Source organism: Parasphingorhabdus sp., from assembly GCF_039977335.1.
In the GTDB taxonomy this organism is placed as follows: Bacteria; Pseudomonadota; Alphaproteobacteria; order Sphingomonadales; family Sphingomonadaceae; genus Parasphingorhabdus.
Genome location: NZ_JBDWDI010000004.1, coordinates 163,921 through 184,281, shown reverse-complemented (window position 1 = coordinate 184,281; position 20,361 = coordinate 163,921). Strand labels below are relative to the sequence as shown.

At 47.9% G+C, this 20,361-nt stretch carries 18 protein-coding genes and 1 tRNA gene; 5 read left to right on the top strand and 14 right to left on the bottom strand.

Annotated features, from left to right (window positions below; genetic code table 11):
- Nucleotides 1–388 precede the first annotated feature (388 nt).
- Nucleotides 389–1,873, top strand: coding sequence for an MFS transporter (locus ABJM21_RS08165; RefSeq protein WP_348301628.1), 1,485 nt, complete (start codon nt 389–391; stop codon nt 1,871–1,873).
- Between the two features lie 239 nt (nt 1,874–2,112).
- Here ABJM21_RS08165 and ABJM21_RS08160 read toward each other — a convergent pair whose 3' ends face one another.
- The 9 genes from ABJM21_RS08160 to ABJM21_RS08120 are packed head-to-tail and all read right to left on the bottom strand — an operon-like array spanning nt 2,113 to nt 10,847.
- Nucleotides 2,113–2,730, bottom strand: a complete 618-nt coding sequence (locus ABJM21_RS08160) for a TIGR02281 family clan AA aspartic protease (protein WP_348301629.1) — start codon at nt 2,728–2,730, stop codon at nt 2,113–2,115.
- Between the two features lie 2 nt (nt 2,731–2,732).
- The gene (locus ABJM21_RS08155) at nt 2,733–3,503 is read right to left on the bottom strand and encodes an MBL fold metallo-hydrolase (protein WP_348301630.1); all 771 of its coding nucleotides are present in this window, start codon (nt 3,501–3,503) and stop codon (nt 2,733–2,735) included.
- Nucleotides 3,504–3,505: 2 nt separating this feature from the next.
- Nucleotides 3,506–4,282 (bottom strand): TatD family hydrolase, encoded by a 777-nt coding sequence (locus ABJM21_RS08150; RefSeq protein WP_348301631.1) that lies wholly within the window; start codon nt 4,280–4,282, stop codon nt 3,506–3,508.
- A gap of 6 nt (nt 4,283–4,288) precedes the next feature.
- Nucleotides 4,289–5,863, bottom strand: coding sequence for a methionine--tRNA ligase (gene metG, locus ABJM21_RS08145; RefSeq protein ID WP_348301632.1), 1,575 nt, complete (start codon nt 5,861–5,863; stop codon nt 4,289–4,291).
- A 49-nt stretch (nt 5,864–5,912) separates the two neighbouring features.
- Nucleotides 5,913–6,953, bottom strand: coding sequence for an AAA family ATPase (locus tag ABJM21_RS08140; RefSeq protein ID WP_348301633.1), 1,041 nt, complete (start codon nt 6,951–6,953; stop codon nt 5,913–5,915).
- 4 nt (nt 6,954–6,957) lie between these two features.
- Complete coding sequence (gene tmk / locus ABJM21_RS08135) at nt 6,958–7,584, bottom strand: dTMP kinase (protein WP_348301634.1); 627 nt, start codon at nt 7,582–7,584, stop codon at nt 6,958–6,960.
- A 4-nt stretch (nt 7,585–7,588) separates the two neighbouring features.
- Nucleotides 7,589–8,749, bottom strand: coding sequence for a D-alanyl-D-alanine carboxypeptidase family protein (locus ABJM21_RS08130; protein ID WP_348301635.1), 1,161 nt, complete (start codon nt 8,747–8,749; stop codon nt 7,589–7,591).
- Between the two features lie 42 nt (nt 8,750–8,791).
- Nucleotides 8,792–9,823, bottom strand: a complete 1,032-nt coding sequence (locus ABJM21_RS08125; RefSeq protein WP_348301636.1) for a septal ring lytic transglycosylase RlpA family protein — start codon at nt 9,821–9,823, stop codon at nt 8,792–8,794.
- The gene (locus ABJM21_RS08120; RefSeq protein WP_348301637.1) at nt 9,807–10,847 is read right to left on the bottom strand and encodes a lytic murein transglycosylase; all 1,041 of its coding nucleotides are present in this window, start codon (nt 10,845–10,847) and stop codon (nt 9,807–9,809) included. The genes ABJM21_RS08125 and ABJM21_RS08120 overlap by 17 nt, the downstream gene beginning before the upstream one ends.
- A 234-nt stretch (nt 10,848–11,081) precedes the next feature.
- Here ABJM21_RS08120 and ABJM21_RS08115 point away from each other — a divergent pair.
- From ABJM21_RS08115 to ABJM21_RS08105, 3 genes are all read left to right on the top strand, one after another.
- Nucleotides 11,082–11,171 (top strand) — tRNA-Ser (locus ABJM21_RS08115).
- Nucleotides 11,172–11,333: 162 nt separating this feature from the next.
- Nucleotides 11,334–13,340 carry an acyltransferase family protein gene (locus tag ABJM21_RS08110; RefSeq protein WP_348301638.1) on the top strand — a complete coding sequence of 669 codons (2,007 nt, stop codon included), beginning with the start codon at nt 11,334–11,336 and terminating at the stop codon, nt 13,338–13,340.
- A gap of 167 nt (nt 13,341–13,507) precedes the next feature.
- The gene (locus ABJM21_RS08105; protein ID WP_348301639.1) at nt 13,508–14,566 is read left to right on the top strand and encodes an acyltransferase; all 1,059 of its coding nucleotides are present in this window, start codon (nt 13,508–13,510) and stop codon (nt 14,564–14,566) included.
- Nucleotides 14,567–14,585: 19 nt separating this feature from the next.
- Here ABJM21_RS08105 and ABJM21_RS08100 read toward each other — a convergent pair whose 3' ends face one another.
- The 3 genes from ABJM21_RS08100 to ABJM21_RS08090 form a co-directional block, all read right to left on the bottom strand.
- Entirely contained in the window at nt 14,586–15,839 is a 1,254-nt protein-coding gene (locus ABJM21_RS08100; RefSeq protein WP_348301640.1) for a sugar transferase, read from the bottom strand.
- Nucleotides 15,840–16,488: 649 nt separating this feature from the next.
- A complete protein-coding gene (locus ABJM21_RS08095; RefSeq protein WP_348301641.1) occupies nt 16,489–16,773 on the bottom strand; it encodes a hypothetical protein in 285 nt (94 codons plus the stop codon).
- A 191-nt stretch (nt 16,774–16,964) separates the two neighbouring features.
- Nucleotides 16,965–17,621, bottom strand: a complete 657-nt coding sequence (locus tag ABJM21_RS08090) for a PEPxxWA-CTERM sorting domain-containing protein (RefSeq protein ID WP_348301642.1) — start codon at nt 17,619–17,621, stop codon at nt 16,965–16,967.
- A 427-nt stretch (nt 17,622–18,048) separates the two neighbouring features.
- Here ABJM21_RS08090 and ABJM21_RS08085 point away from each other — a divergent pair, with 427 nt between their 5' ends.
- Complete coding sequence (locus tag ABJM21_RS08085; protein ID WP_348301643.1) at nt 18,049–18,729, top strand: PEPxxWA-CTERM sorting domain-containing protein; 681 nt, start codon at nt 18,049–18,051, stop codon at nt 18,727–18,729.
- 27 nt (nt 18,730–18,756) lie between these two features.
- Here the strand turns inward: ABJM21_RS08085 and ABJM21_RS08080 are convergent, their stop codons facing one another.
- Nucleotides 18,757–19,278 (bottom strand): TIGR02281 family clan AA aspartic protease, encoded by a 522-nt coding sequence (locus ABJM21_RS08080; RefSeq protein ID WP_348382147.1) that lies wholly within the window; start codon nt 19,276–19,278, stop codon nt 18,757–18,759.
- Between the two features lie 67 nt (nt 19,279–19,345).
- The gene (locus ABJM21_RS08075) at nt 19,346–20,317 is read right to left on the bottom strand and encodes a hypothetical protein (RefSeq protein WP_348301645.1); all 972 of its coding nucleotides are present in this window, start codon (nt 20,315–20,317) and stop codon (nt 19,346–19,348) included.
- Nucleotides 20,318–20,361: the final 44 nt, after the last annotated feature.

Genomic DNA, 20,361 nt, shown 5'->3' with positions numbered 1-20,361 from the left:
CCATTGCAAAGCCAAAAAGTTGCCCCCTGCGATATTGGCCTTCAAAACGTGCGCTGGTATAATGATTATTACAGCTTTGTGAACCGTGGTTTTAATTTTATGCGCTGTGACGATTAAGAAAGTGCTAGTTTACAGGCGCAAAACAGACGCAAACCCTATCATTGAACTGTTGTTGTAGAGCTTTTTGAGCAGTGAATCTGATTGCTGAAAGGGCAGGGTAGAGTGGAGCTCTCGTCATTTGCCCTTGTACACTTTCGTGTCCAAGACAGATGTCCGCTTAGTCCCGAAATCAGATATAGATAATAGAATATACAATAGTTGAAAATTCGGTATCGTGCAAAAAACCCATAGATAACTATCAGTTGGGAAATATTGCAGGAGTTGGAATTTGGCCGAAGCTACAGCAAGCAGCATCTCTCAAACTGACAGTCATGGAACGCCCGAAACGGGATATGGCAGCCGCAGTTATCGGAATTATATATTGGGGATTTTGTTGACGGTTTACGTCTTCAACTTCATCGACCGCACGATAATCAACATCCTCACCGAACCCATCAAGGAAACATTCGGGGTCGAGGATTGGCAGATGGGGCTGCTTGGTGGTCCCGCTTTTGCGATCCTTTATACATTTGTCGGCATTCCTATTGCTCGTTTCTCGGAAAAACATCACCGGGTCTGGATTATTGCTGCGTCGGTGGCGCTTTGGAGCCTGATGACCGTTTTATGCGGGTTTGCAACCAGTTTTATTGCGTTGTTTATTTTCCGTATTGGCGTCAGCATTGGGGAAGCCGGTTGTTCACCGCCAGCCAATTCCATCATCGCGGACTATTTTGTCCCAGCCGAACGCTCAACCGCGGTTTCTGTCTATGCGCTGGGCATTCCTCTCGGCGGTATGGTGGCCTATGTCTTCGGCGGCTTTATTGTCGGCAGTCTGGATGGTGCGACCATCGGTGCGTTGCTGACCAGCTGGAACTGGACATGGGCAGCAAATATTCTGGATTGGCAGAATATCGAAGGTTGGCGTGTCGCCTTTGTCGTGGTCGGCATTCCCGGCATTATCGTCGCTATGTTCGTAAAAATGACGATCAAGGAACCGCCGCGTGGCTACACCGATCCACCTGAGATGCAGAACAAAGATCAGGTTGGCTTTGGCGAAGTGCTCAAAATTTTGTCAAAGAAGCCATCCTATTGGCATGTGACGATGGGTGTTACCATCGCATCGTTCGTCAACTATGGTGTTGGCCAGTTTTTGGTATCCTTCCTAATCCGCACGCATGAATTGTCGATATTTGACGCTTCGGTGAAAATCGCAATGGCGCTAGCGGTCATGGCCTCGATCGGGACCTATATGTCTGGCTTTTTGGCGGACAAATTTTCGGAGCGTTTTCCAAAAGCTTTGGCCTGGATACCGATGCTTGCTCTAATTGGGGTCATACCCATGCATGTAACTGGCTATTTGGCGGAGTCTCTGTGGCTAGCTGTACCGCTGATGATGGTCGGTCAGATGCTGCTATATACGTATCTTTGCCCGCTATATGCGGTGCCTAGCGGCGTAGTGGATAGCCGGATGCGAGCGACGGCAGTGGCCATAACGTTATTCATTGTCAATTTATTGGGCTACGGCCTTGGTCCACCGCTTATCGGCGGGCTTTCGACCATATTAAATTCGACGTTCTTGTCTGGCATTGATCCCACGCTGACATTAGACGCATGCAAGGCAACCAATCTGGCTTCAACCGCTCAAGCCGCGTGCGACACAGCTAATGCTGAGGGCCTTCAGTGGTCCATGATCATCTTCAAATGTCTCTATATCTGGTCTGTTTTTCACTTTTATATGGCAAGCCGAACCATTCAGAGAGACATGGGGCGTTGATGGCCAGATAGATACCGTTAGGGAATTGCTAAGCAGCGTGTCGAACCGCTCGGATATATCCGAGAACCGTCGCCAACTAGCTGTTTCCTTGATTGTGCGATGGAGGCTCGTTTGCACCACATCTCAGTATGGTCCGAAAAAGCCACGGAAAAGTTGAACCAAAGGGTGAGGGGCAACCGTATCGTTTCTAATAGGTCCTACATATCAATTAGGTTGATAATATATATTATGTTAAATTATTACTGTCGTGAACGTGCGGGAGGTTCTAGGATCATTTCTCCCTGTTCTACTCTCCAACTTTTCATTTCAGAGAGAAAATTCATTCCGAGTACGTTTGAATCTCCAAACGCTTCAGCAACTACAACCGGCAATTCCAATGCCGTCATTGGCCCAACGCGTAACGATTGAATGGTGCCCCGCTGTGCTTCTACTGTGCCGTTCGCCGTATTCAAATAAGTCGGAAAACCGCCTTCGTTGATATCAATATTTGCTGCTTGCGCGGTTTTGAGTGTCATGGCGGTCGTCGTAGCGCCGCTATCTATCAAAAATCGAACAGGCATCCCATTAACTTCTGCATCCGCCCAATAATGGCCATCTGGTGACCGGCGTATTTTCAATGTATCGCCGACGACTTGTTGGTCATTGGCACCGGTCAATTCTCCAGTTACCTTGTTCCAAACGCCAACTATCTCATGCTGATAAGAAAAGATCACTATGAATATCGCAAATATGGCGATCCAACTCAATACAGACCGGACAATCTCACCTAAGCCGATGCGACGCGAAAATAGCGCACTTGCAACAAGCACCAACGCGCCGATCGCGAAAACAAGATTGATATTTTGATCTTCCGTCACGTCTATGTCTCTATCACAAGTCCGTCATAAGCGGGTTGGATATCTTTGGGTAATATCGAACAGAGTTGCTTATAATCCATCGACTTGTCCATATGCGTGAGTAAGCTTAAATTCGGCTTTACTGCGCCTATAAAATCTAGCGTCATATCTAAATGAGCATGGGTTGGATGCGGCTTTTCACGCAAAGCATCTACTACAAAGATATCACTACCCTTGAACGTTTCTCGCATATTATCAGTAACTTCACCAAAGTCTGTCGCATAGGAAATAGATTTTCCGTTATGCTCGAAGCATAATCCGGCGGACGATATGCCGCCATGAGGCATATCGACGGTTTTAACAACGATATCACCAATTTCTGTTTCTGTTTCCAGCAAGCGCCCGTCGCAAATAGACGGATAATATTTATGGCCTTCAAATGCATAGGCGAAGCGTTGCTTAAGACTTTCCAGAGCAAATGAACGCGCATAAGCCGAGATTGGTTCACGTTTCTTCTGAAAAACCTGCCGCAAGTCGTCAATACCGTGACAATGATCGGCATGATCGTGAGTCCAAATAACATGATCAATTGTGTCTATATCACAATCCAGAAATTGGTTTCGCAGATCGGGCGATGTGTCTACCAGGATGCGTGTTGTGGGACTTTCCACGATGATAGAAACCCTGCTCCGCCGGTTTTTCGGTTCATTGGGATCGCAATCGCCCCAATCATTACCGATCCGCGGTACGCCAGAAGATGTGCCACAACCTAGGATGGTGAGTTTCATCGACAAGTTTATGGGTGCGCCTTGTTGAACAAGCGGTAGAAGTTTTGTGCTGTTGTTTCGCAAAGCTCAGAATAATCTTCACCCCGCAGTTCGGCGAGAAACTTCGCAGTGTCGGCTACAAAGGCTGGCTCGCCGGTCTTGCCGCGATGAGGAACAGGCGCTAGAAACGGGGCGTCGGTTTCCACCAATAGGCGATCTATTGGTAGTTTCGCTGCTGTGGACTGGAGATCCTTGGCATTTTTAAATGTCACGATACCGGAAATGGAAATGTAAAGACCCAAATTCAGTGCCTTATGGGCGAAATCTTCACTAGCAGTAAAGCAGTGGATGACGCCAGTATAAGCGCCCTGCTCCATTTCTTCTGCCATGATTGAAACCGTATCATCCTCAGCATCGCGAGTGTGTACGATAATTGGTAAACCGGTTTCTCGCGCAGCGTGAATATGGGTACGAAAGCTCTGCCTCTGGCGGTCACGGTCGCTATGATCATAATAATAGTCGAGGCCCGTTTCTCCAATAGCAACAACACGCTGGTGCTGCGCTTCGTCGACGAGCTTCGCTAGATCAATATCGGGATGTGCATCCGCTTCATGGGGATGAATGCCAATGCTGGACCAGACGTCATTTTCACGCTCCGCTGTCGCAACGATATCCCGCCATTCGCTCTCACGGGTAGAGATGTTGAGCATAGCGGTGACACCGCTTTCGCGGGCACGATCGAGCACAGCGCCCTGCTCTTCGATCAGGCCCTTATAGTTGAGATGACAGTGACTATCGACAAGCATCGGCGATCACCCCTCCCCTTCGGCCGCTGGCATTTCCAGGCGAGGGAATATCCCGCTAGGCGTAGGCAGTGCTAAACCAGGTTCAATAGCATTCGTCATATGATTAAAGTCTCTTTTATCAGCATCTTGTGCCAATAGATCGAGCATTTTATCGCAGCTTTCCGGAATCACCCAACGCAGCATGATCGCCAGCTGACGGATGGATTCCGCAGTGTAATATAGCACCGTATCGGCCCGTCCAGGATCAGTTTTGCGCAACGCCCATGGCGCCTGATCGGCAAAATATTGATTGGTCGCGCTAAGCCGCTCGCGGAGCAGATCAATAGCTGCATGGATGGGATATTCGCCATTTTCCATGAGCGTCGTCATATTGGTGAAACAAGCTGTCAAATCACCGATAAGCTGTTCTTCTGCTTCGGTTTTTGGACCGGCTACAGGCACTTTGCCTTCGCAATTTTTGGCAATCATCGACAGGCTGCGTTGCGCGAGGTTACCGAAATTATTGGCAAGATCGGCATTGGTCTTGGTGACGATCATTTCTGCGGAATAGCTGCCATCCTTGCCAAAAATGACCTCTGACAGCAGGAAATAGCGTAATTGATCAACGCCAAAAGCATCGGCCAACGCGATCGGATCGACCACATTACCGACTGATTTTGACATTTTCTGCCCGCGATTAAGCAGGAAACCATGACCGAATACCTGCTTGGGAAGCGGCAAATTCGCGCTCATCAGGAAGGCCGGCCAGTAAATGGTATGGAAGCGCACAATATCCTTACCAATAATATGCGCGATATCGCCGCCCTCGTTCCAATATTTGGGATAGAGGTCGTTTTTTTTCGGAAAACCGAGCCCTGTGAGATAGTTGGTCAAGGCATCGACCCAAACATACATGACATGATTTTCGCTGCCCGGAACCTTCACACCCCAGTCAAAACTAGTGCGGGATATAGAAAGATCGTTCAAACCGCCTTCAACGAATTTGATCATCTCGTTGCGGCGACTATCCGGTTTTAGAAATTCTGGATTGTCTTTGAAGAGTTTGAGCAAAGGCTCCTGATATTTGGAGAGCCGGAAAAACCAACTTTCTTCAACAGTCCACTCAACGGGCGTGCCTTGGGGTGACAGCTTTTCTTTTGCTCCCCCCTCGCCTTCAACCTCAATCAACTCACTTTCGTCATAATAAGCTTCGTCGCGAACAGAATACCAACCCTCATATTTATCGAGATAAAGGTCATCCTTGTCCGCCATGGCCTGCCAAATAGCTTGACTTGCTTTGTGGTGATCGACTTCAGTAGTACGGATAAACTGATCGTATGAGATGTTAAGTTTATCGCACATCACAATGAATTGATTAGCCATTTCATCGGCCAGTTCTTGAGGTGCGATACCTTTTGTTGCGGCAGCTTGCGCCATTTTCAAGCCGTGCTCGTCAGTCCCCGTCTGAAAGCGCACGTCACGTCCTGACAGACGCTGGAACCTTGCAATTGCGTCGGTAGCAATGGCTTCATAAGCATGGCCAATATGCGGCGGACCATTGGGGTAGCTTATAGCAGTCGTGATGTAAAAAGGCTTGGACATGAATTGCTTTCTCGAATCCCGGCAAAAAACTACCGAATATCGCTTCTCTTTATGCGCGCATGTCGGGTTCGGCAAGCGATCCCATCAAGCTACCGAGGCGAAATATCACCGCCTGACTATCAAGTGCTTTCGGAATAGCCATAGCAGCCAAATTGCTCGCCTCCTGCCAAGTGTCGATGGCCTTACCTGAAGCCCTGGTTGCAGCTCTGGATCCTTCAGCCTTAATATGCTGCGCTATCAAGCTGGGAGCACGGGATAAAAAAGCCTGATACCGCGGCGTTGCGGCTTTTAATGATAATTTACGCGCTAAGTCGCTCTTAATTTGGTTATTCTTGTCCCCGGTTCGCATGATATCGCGCGCAAGATTCTCCAATTCAGCGAGGCCGGCGTCAATATATTGCAGAGCTTTGCCTGGAGCACCTTCGCCGGCGGCAATCAAGGCATCGAGCTCCGGCTGTTCCAATTTTGGAGCTACGGCGGAAAGGGCTTGCTGCATCTGATCATCGCTCAATGGATCAAAGCGTAATATCTGACAACGTGACCTTATCGTTGGAAGCAAGCGTTCCGGTGTATGACTAACCAATAGAAATACCGTGTCTTTTGGCGGTTCCTCGAGGCTTTTGAGCAATGCATTGGCGCCGCCGCGCTCAAGATCATCAATCGCGTCAATGACAACGACGCGATAACGTGAAATTGAAGCTTGCGTCGCAAATAGCGATTGTAGATTTCGAATCTGAGCAATTGAGATGTTGCGTTTGAGTTCATGTTCCTCAAGAGAAGCTAGGCCGTCTTCGCGTGCTTTTTTCTCTTCTTTGTCCGTTTTTCCACCGCGTTGTACGAGCCTGAAATCTGGATGAGAACCAGCGGCCAAGAGTCTAGCACTTTGGCTCATATCATCAAGATCAAAGCCTTCGCCGGTACCTACAGTCGCTGCGTTAGAATCCAGTAAAAACTGGGCTGCTTGTTTAGCAAAACCTGCTTTTCCGAGCCCTTTTGATCCCGCCAATATCCAGGCATGGTGCAGCGTTCCTTTATCAAAAGACTGGCGGAATATGCGCTGTGCTTTGTCATGGCCTAATAATGACGTCATGCCGTCAACCCAGCAAATCGCTTAGATTATGCAGCAAATTCGCTGTAACATCCTTCGGAGACATTGCAGCATCGATCAATCTGACACGATTGGGTTCATCTTCTGCATATTCGCGAAATTTTGCCATGACAGAATGATGATAGTCGCTATCGCGGCCACCAATGCGGTCGCTATCACCGCGATCCCGGGCATCAGCGCGACGTGCAGCCACTTCCTCGGGCAGATCAAGGATGAATGTACGATCAGGCATGAGGCCGCGACTACCCACTTTGTGCAAGGCCATAATGTCTTCGTCGTTCAATTGTCCGCTAACGCTTTGATAGGCTCGGCTGCTGTCGATGAAACGATCACTTATAATCCACTCACCCTTCTTAAGGGCCGGCTCTATCAATGACTGACAATGTTCGGCCCGTGCAGCGGCAAATAGCAATGCTTCGGTCCGCATGTTCCATTTATCTTCATGCCCAGTCAGCAATAGGTTGCGGATCACCTCTGCGCCTGGAGTGCCGCCGGGTTCGCGAGTGAGATGAACCGTAATACCATTACTTTCGAGAGACTGGGCCAAGGCTTTTGCCTGCGTGGACTTACCGGTGCCCTCTCCGCCTTCTAGACTTATGAAACGACCTGTCATTCTTCTATCCCAGACCAAATAATGATTTCAATCCAGCCCAGACGCGCCCAAAAAACCCAGCCTCATCTATTGTTTCTGCCGCAACCAGCGGCATGGATTGGGTGCCTGCATCTCCGGTAGAAACAATCAAGGTTGCTATCTGCTGACCTTTTGTGATGGGCGCTTTAATTGGCCCGTTATAACGCACCTTCATCGAGAAATTACTGTCAGAACCCTTTGGTAACGTTGTAAAAAGATCCTTTGGAGCGACTAAATCAACCGAGGAGGAATCGCCCAACTGAACGTCTGCGCTTTGGACTTTGGCACCTTTTTTGAATAACGCCTTTGTCTCCCAAGCGTTAAATCCCCAATTCATGAACTTAACGGATTCGTTGCTTCTGCCACCATAGGTGTTCAGCCCAGCCAGAACAGAGACGATCCGTCGCCCATTTTGTTCCGCTGAGCCGGTAAAACCAAAGCCAGCTTCTTCTGTGTGGCCAGTTTTCAGGCCATCTGCGCCGGCAATCTTTCCGAGTAGAGGATTGCGATTGGGTTGCGTTATCGGATCACCACTATTTGTTTTGCCCCACGTAAACTCCGTCAGCCCAAAGAAATCTTTGTAAAGCTTTGGAAAGTCGTCGGAAAGGCGTTTGCCTAGCGTACCAAGGTCCCGGGCGGTCACCATTGTTTTGCCTTCGTCAGGCCAACCGGTACTGTTCCCGAACCGGCTATTTTTCATACCGATGCGTTTTGCGGTTTTGGTCATGATGTCCGCAAAATTTTCTTCAGTACCGGCAATTGCTTCGGAAAGAACAACGCTGGAGTCATTTCCCGAGAGGGTAATGACCCCGTGAAGCAAATCTTTTACCGTCGGCTTGTCATTCACGCCAAGGAACATGGTTGACCCCTGCCCTTGCCATTTCTGCCATGTAGCGCGTTGGATATTGACCTTCTCATCCAGTTTTAATTTGCCTTTGGCAATCTGATCAAACGCCACATAGACCGTCATCATTTTAGCCATGGATGCAGGCGGAATTTGTTTGTCAGCGTTTTTCTCGAACAAAATTGCACCCGACGACAGGTCAGTCATATAAGCAATAGGTGCTTCCGTTTGATATTTAGGTGCCGCTATAACAGCAGACGAAACGGCAATAAGTGGCAATGAAGCCCAAAAAATCTTGTTCATCAATATCCCGGTTTCAAATTAGATATGGCATCCTGCACCGAACTAATTTGCGCGCAGGATTCTCGCGTCGTTATAGCCGCGCTTTTGCGCCTGTGCGAGTCCCGCTTTGGCGTCATTGGCATTGGCATAAGGCCCATAGCGAACCCTCCATATATTGCGAGCTCCATCGGACACTACTTTAGCACCAATTTTCCGCGCCATCGCATCGGCACGTTTTTTATTCGAGAAGGCAGCAACCTGCACGACATATTTACCTGATATTGCCGCTGCTTTAGCTGTAGGCGACCTTTTCTGCGAGACGGTCGGCCGTCCTGCCTGCTCGACAATGAATTTACCGTCTTGATTGCCCGATGATACAGGCGTGCCGCCAGATGTTGGAACGTAAGAAGCCCCAACCCCGGTGTTATTGACCGGCGCTGCAGCAGTTGGAGCAGACACCTGCCGTACCGGTGTTTTAGCGGTAGGGAGTTTGGAGAGGTTTTTCCTGAGGATGGATAGCAATGAATCGGGAGTGTCTATGCGCTGTGTCGCGGCAGCACCGGTACGAAGCACCGCACGTTCTTGTTCGTTGGGATTCACTTTCCGGACACGCACTCCGGCCACGCCTTGACGATCAATGCCAAGCCGTTTGGCCGCACCATGTGATAAATCGATCAAGCGGTCATTTGCAAACGGCCCACGGTCATTTATCCGGACAAGGATTGTTCGACCTGTATCTAGAGTTGTAACCTCTACATAGGTTGGTAGAGGCAGTGTTTTGTGTGCAGCACTAATCCCGTCAGGATTGAAGAGTTCGCCATTAGCCGTTGAATTTCCCGCAAGTTCCTGTCCATACCAACTGGCATAGCCGACTTCGTCATAGCTAGCGGCATCTGCCGGCGTATAGGTTTTACCGGCAACCTTATAGGGGTTTCCAATCTTTACCGGAAAGTCTGATACGCCAGCAATGTCCGATGCCGAAGGAGCGGGAGGCATTCGGTTATCGGCATTGTCATTGACGCCATCAATTGTTCCGCAACTGGCGAGAAGGGCCGTAAGTGTGACTGCCTGAAACAGTTTACCTGCGAATTTCATCTGCCAATAACCCCACTGATAACCCATAAAAATTTGAACAATTATAGTCTAATATCACACGGTAATTGCCGGTGAGTAGATATGCCGTTTTTCCAGGGCCGTCAGGCTCGAGTAGCGTTGCCATAGTAGCATCTTTAAGCCTTCGCCCAGTTGTCGGAACAACACCTAGCGATCGCCATTCTGCCATGTTTTTCCATTGGCTATGGCGTTCATGGACGCGGGGGCATCGAACAGCTTTCGTTTTGTTCTTAACCGCTGAACGATTGAGCGATGTTGGGACGCGAACAGCAATTCCCCATGGCTCCCCTCTTCTCCAACCGGCATTGACGAAGTAATTGGCGATTGACGCGACGGCATCATATTCGCTGTTCCAGATGTCGGCATAGCCATCGCCGCTGCCATCTTTTGCCAATTTGAGATATACTGATGGAAGGAATTGGGGTTTTCCCATTGCCCCTGCCCAACTGCCCTTCATCGCAGATTGCGGAACACCATTATCGATCATCTTCAGCACAGCCAAAAACTCTGCTTCAAACAAAGTGCGTCTACGGCCTTCATAAGCCAATGTCGCCAGCGCTCTAGGTATATCGAAGTTACCAGTAATCCGTCCGTAATTTGTCTCATGCCCATAAATGGCCATGATCATTGAGCCGGGAACACCTGTTTCGCGTTCTACCTCAGTCAGTTTTGAAACGAGCTGGCGATATTTAGCTTGTCCGCCGTTAATCCTCGCAGCATCGACATGACGGCGTTTATACGGTGCAAACGGTGGGATAGCACTATTAGGGCGCCCGCCCGGTTGCGATTGATCTAGCTGAATTACACGAGGGTTATAGGAAAGGCTCGGTAAAACTCTGTCCAAAGTTCTCTGGCTGACCCCCTGTTGCAAGGCTTTACGGCCAACCTCTTGCATATAATTGTCAAAGCCTGTCGCCGACTGCGCGACAGCGCTATTGTTGCTGGGGCTGGACGGTATAGTCAGAAATGCAAGTGCGCTAATAGCAATCGCAGTGGTGAAACGCATAAAAAGCTTCCCTTCTTCAATATGTTGTCGCACAAACTCAACCTCAGGGGAATCCCTAAATGTCGCAATTCAGAAACCAGCTATCTGATAAACTGGCGGATGACACGCTATAACATAGCTTTTCGAGTCAGTTCAGATTTTTGATATCGGCGTGTCTGATAACGTTAGGATTTTTCGCTATAAAAATCTTTGCGCTTTTGAAGGGAGGACGCTAGTAGGCCTTTCGGCTAGCGCGGACAGGTGGCAGAGTGGTCGAATGCACCGGTCTTGAAAACCGGCGAGGGTGCAAGCTCTCCGTGGGTTCGAATCCCACCCTGTCCGCCAGCCATTTCATTACTCCCCAAAACTCTTCCACCTTTGTGTGACCTAAAGATAAGGTTCTTTGGCAGACAGTCTACAAACGGGACATGCCTGTTTTCAAAGGCTGTAACAGTAGTTTTTGCTTTTCAAAACTCATGTCAAATAATACCGTGCCCGATTGTAAGATTGGAATTTAAAACAATGCGTTACCGGGCGGATATTGATGGACTGAGAACGGTAGCGGTGGTTCCAGTGGTATTATATCACGCTGGTATTGCCGGTTTCAGCGGCGGTTTTATCGGCGTTGATGTTTTCTTCGTGATTTCGGGCTTTCTCATTACCACCGTGATCCAGTCAGACCTCGAGAAACAGCAATTTTCGATCATAAGTTTTTATGAAAGGAGGATCAGGCGAATATTCCCGGCGCTGGTTGTTGTTTTCGCGGCCTCCTTGGCGATTGGCTATTTTCTTCAGAGGCCCACTGAATTCAGCGACATGGCTTTAAGCATCGTTGCGGCGTCGTTCTTTGTTTCAAACATCTATTTTTGGAAAAGTACCAACTATTTTGCGACGGAATCCATAGAAGCGCCGATGTTGCATACCTGGTCGCTGGCAGTGGAAGAGCAGTTTTACATATTCTTTCCATTACTGATGATATTTTTGGCAAGGGCACATTACAAAAAAATACCGCTCTTGTCGGCCGTCGCTGTCCTTTCATTCTTGGCGGCATCGATTTTGGTTTTCTACAAACAAAGCGCAACCTTTTATCTTTTGCCAACGCGAGCCTGGGAACTCCTTATCGGAGCACTGCTTGCACTGGGCATTGTTCGCGATATTAGGTCCCCGCTGATACAGAAAGGCGCTGCCTTCTTAGGGGTGATATTAATCATCGTCCCGATTTTTACTTATACCGATAAGACTGTTTTTCCTGGTATTGCTGCATTACCGCCGACGATTGGTGCCGCGTTGATTATCTGGAGCGGAAAGACAGGCGGCGGTTTCATTCATCAACTATTGTCGTCGCGGCCTTTTACTCTGTGCGGGCAAGCATCTTATTCATTATATCTTTGGCACTTTCCCTTGCTGGCCTTTGCGATCTATGCCCGCGGTGGCGAGCTTGGGACAGTGGAAGCATTGCTGGTGTGCATGCTGTCACTTGTATTGTCATTGCTGTCTTTGAAGTTTGTCGAACGTCCTTTCAGGAGGAGACGGCAGCAGAGCGACAGCAAGAGCTTTGCCGTTCCTGTTGCCGTGATGGGCCTGATTTTGGTCACTATCTCATCTTACACAATCTATGCCTATCAAGGAGTGCCATCACGGCTTGACGAACGGTCCGACAAATATGTCCGCGTCAGCGATGATGAAACAAGGCATCCCAAAACTTGTATGAGCCTCGACAATATCATCGTTGATCCGGTTGACGCATGTCTATTGGGAAACAAAAGCCAAGTTCCAAATGTACTGCTCTGGGGCGATTCCCATGCCATGGTAACGGCGACCTCGATGGAAAGTGCTGCACTTGGTAATAACCAGTCTTTTCTCTTTGCCGCGACAGCGGACTGTCCCCCTGGTTCGGATTTCACCATTCGCGCGACGAGTGAATTGACGTCTAGCCCATCGTACCAATTTTGCGACGATTACAATGCCAAAATGCTAGAAATGGCTAGTAGCAACGAAGAGTTGGAAACCATAGTTTTCTCATCGCGTTGGACGAATTGGCGTATAGGTGAGGCTCATAACCCAGCAGAAGGTGATGTGCAGATTTTGCTGAAAGATGAGTTGGGTGAAGCAGCGCAAAATCAAGATAATCGACAGATATTCATACGTGGTTTCACCAATCTTGTTGAAGAGCTTATCGGCAAAGGGAAGAAAATCTATATTGTTGGGCCAGTCCCTGAACCGAATTTCAACGTCCCTTACAGGCTCTATCTTCGGAATTTGGGTCTTCAGGATGTCGATGAGAATATTTCTCTAGAAAGTTATGAAAGCAGACATGCAGTCATTCTGGCTATGTTTGCCGAACTCTCCGAAAGACAACCGGTTAGGTTTATCTGGCCGCATGAAATGCTATGTGACAAGAAAAATTGCCCAATTGTTGATGGAAGCGATGCCGTGTTTTTTGATCACAATCACCTATCCGTCCATACGGCGAGAAAAATTGCGCCCGCTTACGACGAAATATTCCAGAATTAGCCATTGGATTCCGGTTCTCATCATTATGTAAAGCCGATATTATCTAATTTCCATATTGGCACGTTTAAAAAGCTGGGGTTGCAGGTGTTTAACTTTAGCGCTTAGAGCATATAAAGTTTCTGCCAAAATCGGGCAGTTCGATTCAGGGCGCTTAGTGGGGAACAGCGATGCCAGACGATAAGCGCAAAATTCATTCGATCCAGTTTTTGCGTTTTGTCGCTGCAAGCTTGGTCGTTCTCTTCCATGCACATCTTGCGATTTCTAGTCGATTACTACCCTCACCTGCCGATAGCTACGAACTCTATCTGTTCGGTTTCGGTGCGGTCGGTGTCCATATATTTTTCGTCATAAGCGGATATATAATGGTGTTGACCAATTCCCGCCCAGGCAAGAGTTTTGATGCTCCACGCTTCTTCAAAAAGCGGATCATCAGAATCTATCCAATTTACTGGCTGTTGGCCGCGCTCTACATACTGGTAAATTCAATCATGGGGCCCGGTTATGATTTTTCCGCTTATGAACTGATAGCAGCATTGTTGCTGATCCCCGGCAACGCGCCATTGATCATTGGGCCAGCATGGACTTTGTCATTTGAAATGTATTTTTATCTGATATTTGGTGTAGCCATGCTGTTCGGGCTTTTCCGCGGCATATTCATGTTATCGGTCGTTTTCTCTCTGATGATTGTCTTTGGTGTCGTTGTGGGGCCATTCCAGCAGCCCCTGGCAATGTTGACCAGCAGCCTTTTGATCGAGTTTATATTCGGTGCGTGGATTGGGTATCTTACCATAAATAGGAAACTACCGAGATGGATTGGCGTAATTGCTACCATCTGTTCGTTAGGCTTGTTTGGAGCAGGCGTGGCAATCGGTTATGAGAGCCTCCCCAGCATCATTATTTGGGGAATCCCAAGCGCATTTCTGATATTGGGTGTTGTGATCATGGAGCAATATCATCTTCCGCAATTTGTAGAGAAGTTGTCGCCCTTGGGGGATAGCTCATATACGCTCTATCTGGCGCATATCTTGATCATTACACTGTTAATAACTGTGTCAAAGGCAGCAGGACTTTCGTTCATACCGATCTTGGTCATGACAGCCATATTTACCGCCATAGCGGTTTGCGTATCACATATATTCCACTTGAGAATAGAGGCGCCAATGACGAAAATGCTGACACGGTGGTCTGAACGCGTAGGCAAGTTTCGAACTATGATCCCGCGCTGATCTGGTTAATCGCTTCTATCTAGTAAGCATTCGGATGGACGAGCACCTTCGCGGTGCCAAACAATATCGTGACATCGCGCCACATTCTCCACCCTTCCAGATATTCCAGATCGGATTGGAGTCTTGCCTCAAGATCCTCTTGGCGGTCGGTAGCACCGCGAAAACCTCTAATTTGAGCTAGACCGGTAATCCCTGGTTTAAGGGCATGACGCAGCCAATAACGCTGGTTAATCTCCCAAAAAAGCTTATCGCCAGCCAAAGAACCTAACGCGTGGGGCCGTGGACCGACGACACTCATCTCGCTCCGCAGGACATTCACAAGCTGCGGCAATTCATCAATGCTAGTTCTGCGAATGAAGTGACCAACCCGCGTTATCCTTTGATCATTCCATTGTGTGGATTGATCCCCATTTTTATCCCCATTTTCCGCCTGCATGCTGCGAAACTTGTAGATGTTGAAAATACGGTTCCCCTGCCCGACCCTCGGTTGCCGGAACAAAATCGGGCCGGGACTGTCCAATTTTATCGCAATGGCTACAACCACAAGCAGTGGCGCTAGAAAAATAAGGAGCGGGATAGTGATTGCAAGGTCGAAAGCACGCTTTTTCAATCGATTAACAAGGCTCAATGTGCCTCTGGAAACGACCAATGTGTCATTACCATCAAAATCACCCAAGCCAATTGCGCCAAGGTTATTGGCACCGCTTACCAGCAATTCGCCCGTAACGTCAGAACCTTTGAGAAATAGGGCCCAGTCAGATCTACGCTCTCTTGTGCAGGCAACTATGATGCGATCATAGCCTTTTACTACTTCTGACAAGTGCGAAAGCATATGGGGATCCATCGGGTCTGGATATAGTTTTTCAGCCTGGGCATCTACGCAATACATGCCCTTCTCAAAGGTGATCGGTGGCACGCCATCTAGAATCAGCAACTGATCTATAACGATCCCGCGAAGTTTCCACCAAACTATTTGATGCACAATGAGCCGGCCGGCGGCGAGTAATGCTGCGCTTGCAGCAAATGCAAAAGCGAAAGCCAAGCGGGATATGTCTGTCCCTGTTTGAGAGAAAAAGGTGAACATCATCACGATCAATGCCGTCGCGAATAACGCAGAAAATGGCCGTCGAACGCTTTCTGAAAGGCTTCTCAAAGATCCAATGGAGTATGAGTCCCGCGTGAAGGCAAACATCATGAAAATAGGAATCACTAACAAGACGATATGGTACCCTTGCGGTGATAGCCATTTATCTTCGCGCAAAAAGCTGGCCATTAAAAAGCCAACAACAATTGCGATGACATCAAGAAATTGCAGAAGTACATATAGGGAAAGGCGAACGGATTTTAGAGACCAACGTTCCGTTGTCCCGCCATCTAATCGCTGTCCTGAAAAAGGGTAACTCTCGTCCAACTAACGCACCATCTATCATTACAAGTCTGTGCAACCCATTTTTGGATAGAGCAAAATGAGCCAGAAGGCCACAAACTAATGGTTTGTTAACCCAAATCTCGCAACTCAATGATATATTTGAATTTTTATAGAAATAAGAGCCAGGCTAGAGCTGTTAAAGCGCCGAAAAGCCCCAAATAACCGACATAGCGCGAAAGAGCCATTAAGAGTTTATCCGCTCTCGTTTCCCGATTTGAGACAATTTCTACATCACGGCCATTATTTTCGTCAGATTGAATTGACACTGCCATATTTGCACGACCCCTCGCTTAAAAGCTGGTGCATCAAGCTTGCCCATATACGCGTTGTGCGTTTTCTATCGGCTGAAGAACCGGCTCATTTTTGAGAGGCTAAAGGCAAATAAAAGCCCCTCTCTTTTCGATATGGATCAAAATGAGGATGATATGCAAATTTATTCTGAAGTTTTCCGGTATTTTGCAAAGAATAAAGCACCAGCGCGCTTTAATATGACCTAGCGGTAAATAAATAGGCCCAGCGCAATCATGCCAGTCCAGAGAAATAAACAGCTGCCGATTATGATCGATAAGCTTGTAAGCGCGCTATATTTTTCTACCGATTTAGCGGTAACGGTATCACTATACTGCTCTTCCAGTTGTTGTTGGAGTTGTCGCGCCGGCGACGGAACATGGTTTGCAGACGGTGCGGCCAATGACGCAAAGTTCCCGGTATTCGATGACTTCTTTTGCTCACCATCAGCAATAAACGAGTCGTCGTATCGAATTTTTTGTGCATGCATATTGGTTCTCCAAACGCAGTTTTGCGCTGGAATTGGTTTCCCAATAGTTAATGCAATGAAATTTAAGAAAAATAACGATCGGGGCCAACCATATGGATGTCGCCTCTGCTCTAGTCATTTGTCTTCCAAACAAACGAAAAAGGGCCGGTCCGATTGGACCAGCCCTTTTCGAAAATTTAATCTTGAGTATTTTAAGCGAACTTGAGAGCAGGTTTATTGGACCGACGACGGCGCATCGCTGTACCAATCGCACCAAAACCAAAAATCATAAACGCCCATGTTGCTGGCTCGGGCACAGCATTCACAGCAAAATTGTCAAACTCAAAAGAGTTTTTAGTGGACGAGAACTCCAACTTTTTGGCTAACCCGAGATCGCCGTCGGTGAAACTAATCGTTACAATTGGGTTCAGTTCTTCTGTTGTGTAAGGTAGACCACCGGGGGCGCCAAAATCGAGAAGCTGTTTGCCCGTCAAAGAAAAGATGACATTATCACTCGCATCGAGGACGTTAAAAAAGTTGTTGAAGTCAACCGAGCCCCAAATGAAACTTATTGCAGCCAAATCCCCGGGAATGCCGCTCAGATCAAGTGTTTCCGGTGTGCCAAGTAATGGCCCAACGGAGCCATAATTACCTGAAGCTCCCAGTGGCTCCGTAAACTCTCCTGAAACAGTTCCGGATACAACGGCGCCGGTAAACTCAGGCGTTGGCGACTCAAAATCGATGACAGGAGTCGCGCCACTATATACAGCATTGCCTGGCGCATAAGAAAGAATGATAGCAGCATTAGCCGACGTCGAGCAAAGTAAAGCCCCTAGCCCTACGGCTTTTGCGAAATTTTTTAGCGACATAAAATTTAAACCTGTGTTGTACCAACTGTTTTACCACTTGGTGAATAATACGACCTCATTCGGTTGTTATGCTGTTATCGTTGATTCGTAAACCTTTTGTTTACCTTTTTAGGCGTGTGCCGGTGGCTTAAGAGTAAACGTCCAGATATGGGACAGAAGTTGGGCGTTTTATCGACCGTAAAATACAATAACTCATGCGCAGCTTAGTAAACCCTCACCTCAACAATGACGGCACTGCAGAAAAAAGGGGGGGGTTATGGTCGGCCTTCGCACAGCTAACAGCTAAGAAGAGAGGATTTTACAACAAAGTACATTTTAAATAGCCGACTTTGGTAAACGGCATTGCAAAAATTGGGAAATCTGGCTAGTTAACAATTTGGTAATATTAATAAGACGGCTTTAGTCTGTCGTATCAGGGAATTGAGTTTTGTCAGATAATCTGAGCGGATTGATCGCATCTGCCAATCGCCGTCGCCGTGCTGCCATTATAATATTTGGTTCCGCGATTGGTTTGGCATCGGTTTTTCCATATAACGATCGTGCGATGTGGGTTCCGGAAACTGAGACACCCTTTGTATTTACGGCAGTCGCTGAAAAATTGCCCGTCACCTATCTTACCATTGGCGGGGCAGATGAATTACTAAATCGCTTCTTGAATTTTGGAAATGGCGATCCACAGCGTAGGCTTAGGTCGCGATTTATTCCATCTGATCCACGAAATGTCGCGCCACAGACGGGTGATGGAAATACTCCAACAGCCGCTGTCCCTCAATTTGGTGAGTTACCAACAGAATTGGCCGACGCTCAAACAGTTCCTGGAAGCATCTTAAATCCTGGTTCTGGTGGCAGTGGCATCGCTCCCCGCAATAACCCTGGCAATCCAGGCGGAGTTGGAGGCGGCTCAGGTGGCGGTAGTCCGGGAACTTTGAACAATCCTGACCCCGTGATTGATCCACCTGTGGAAGAGCCGCCTGTATCAGATCCTCCGGCTGACCCACCGATTATATCGCCAGTTCCTGAACCCATGACGTGGGCGATGTTTATCTTCGGTTTTACGATGATTGGTTCAGTATTGCGTCGCCGTCGGCGGAAAAATTCCGCTATATAGGGTAATCTGACAACATCTTGAAGCGGCCTACTCAATAATGAGTTGATCTTTTTTGATTGTCATCATTTCAAAACGTGACAGTGCATTCAGTCCCAAAAGAGAAACTTTTGGACCGCCATTCATGATGGCAATATCGATTTCTTTGAGCTTTTTGCCGGCAATCACAAGTTCGTCGGCTTTTGACCATTTCATCGCGCTATAACCCGCAGCTGTTCTAATTTGATGGGTTAATGCTTGCTGCGATTGTAAACCGACTCTTTCAGCATCAATTTCATTGAGAACCACAACGGATGCGCCGGTATCAACCGCAAATTTTATAGGAACGCCGTTGATGGTCCCATCGACATAAAAAAGACCGTCCGGCGCGCGATTTACGAGATGCTTACTTGGCACCCCATTGCTTTCAACTGGCGGTGTATTAATCGTCAATGACGCAGTTAGCGCAGATGCAGAAGGTGCTGTTGAAAATATCAATGTCTGCAACGCAGCCAGCATCGCGCCAAAAAGCGTCAAGCTGCTCAAAAGCATATTGATAGGTTGCGAAAACATTAGACCGCAATAGCGGAATGGCTATTTGAGAAGCCTTCAACAAGAAGGTAAACGGTGAATTAATATATCAAAGAGCCTCGATACCATCTTTCAAGCGTTTACGCTGTCGTTTCTGGTAGAGCCCAATCAGCAGAGCACAAATTCCAAACAGGAAAAATGCCCAAGCCGCTCCCCAATAAGGCCACCGCATGTCTGATGTACTGCGGTAAAGAACGTAGTGATCGGGATGCACTTTCAAGCCTGCTTTTTCGTAAAGCAAAACGATTTCTTCTGGTAGACCATCTTGCCGCAGCACGCCGTTTACCAAGCCGCTAGGTCCATCTTTGGTTGGCGTAATCACTCCTAATTCTAAAAGATGCTCTCGTTCAGGAGCTCGGTCAGGCATTTGGTTCCTTGGCAAAACGAATTCCGGACGAAATACTTGAACAAAATACCGGGTGGATTTCCGGTCAGCGATTTGGCTAACAATTGGTATGAAATATGTCCGTTGGCTCGCGAAAACCAGGTTGCGCTTGATCGTCGCCAGTTTTTGCCAATCAAGGACGCCATCCAGCTCTGCCCTACCCTCTTTGGGCTCAGCAAATGGTATGCTTCCAACACTAATTTTTTGAGCTTTGCCGCTCTCGTTGGGGAGGGCCATCATCAAACCCAATGTCACAATCATTGCAACCAGCGAGAATGCAGCTAGAGCGAAAAAACTAAGCATTGCCAGACGAGCTTTGCTGAGCGCAGCTTTTCCTTGTTCTGCCAAGGAGAGTTCTTGCTGATGCTCCTTATCTTTGCTCCGCAAACGAAATATCAACCAAAGGATCAGGATCAATAATATCGTCAGTAAAATGACCGGCAAAATCACAGTTAAAATAGGAAGATAGTTTCCAAACCAAGCAAATTGCCATTCAGCCAGAACCGATATCAGTCCGCGGTAGAATACAGACTGCGGTAAGAGGAACAGAAAAATGAATAGGGCAAATGTGACGGCAACTGGTATAATATTACCACGTATTGCCGCCAGAAACCCGATTTTCGTTTTTGCTACCATACTGCACACCCTTGAGAACACGGGCGAATATCGACCTCAGACCG

Bases quoted from the DNA above. Each gene is read 5' to 3' on its own strand.
- ABJM21_RS08140 (WP_348301633.1), bottom strand. From the start codon at position 6,953: ATGACGTCATTATTAGGCCATGACAAAGCACAGCGCATATTCCGCCAG.
- ABJM21_RS08120 (WP_348301637.1), bottom strand. From the start codon at position 10,847: ATGCGTTTCACCACTGCGATTGCTATTAGCGCACTTGCATTTCTGACT.
- ABJM21_RS08090 (WP_348301642.1), bottom strand. From the start codon at position 17,621: ATGTCGCTAAAAAATTTCGCAAAAGCCGTAGGGCTAGGGGCTTTACTT.
- ABJM21_RS08130 (WP_348301635.1), bottom strand. From the start codon at position 8,749: ATGAACAAGATTTTTTGGGCTTCATTGCCACTTATTGCCGTTTCGTCT.
- ABJM21_RS08125 (WP_348301636.1), bottom strand. From the start codon at position 9,823: ATGAAATTCGCAGGTAAACTGTTTCAGGCAGTCACACTTACGGCCCTT.
- ABJM21_RS08100 (WP_348301640.1), bottom strand. From the start codon at position 15,839: ATGGCCAGCTTTTTGCGCGAAGATAAATGGCTATCACCGCAAGGGTAC.
- ABJM21_RS08095 (WP_348301641.1), bottom strand. From the start codon at position 16,773: ATGCATGCACAAAAAATTCGATACGACGACTCGTTTATTGCTGATGGT.
- ABJM21_RS08080 (WP_348382147.1), bottom strand. From the start codon at position 19,278: ATGTTTTCGCAACCTATCAATATGCTTTTGAGCAGCTTGACGCTTTTT.
- tmk (WP_348301634.1), bottom strand. From the start codon at position 7,584: ATGACAGGTCGTTTCATAAGTCTAGAAGGCGGAGAGGGCACCGGTAAG.
- metG (WP_348301632.1), bottom strand. From the start codon at position 5,863: ATGTCCAAGCCTTTTTACATCACGACTGCTATAAGCTACCCCAATGGT.
- ABJM21_RS08105 (WP_348301639.1), top strand. From the start codon at position 13,508: ATGCCAGACGATAAGCGCAAAATTCATTCGATCCAGTTTTTGCGTTTT.
- ABJM21_RS08150 (WP_348301631.1), bottom strand. From the start codon at position 4,282: ATGCTTGTCGATAGTCACTGTCATCTCAACTATAAGGGCCTGATCGAA.
- ABJM21_RS08075 (WP_348301645.1), bottom strand. From the start codon at position 20,317: ATGGTAGCAAAAACGAAAATCGGGTTTCTGGCGGCAATACGTGGTAAT.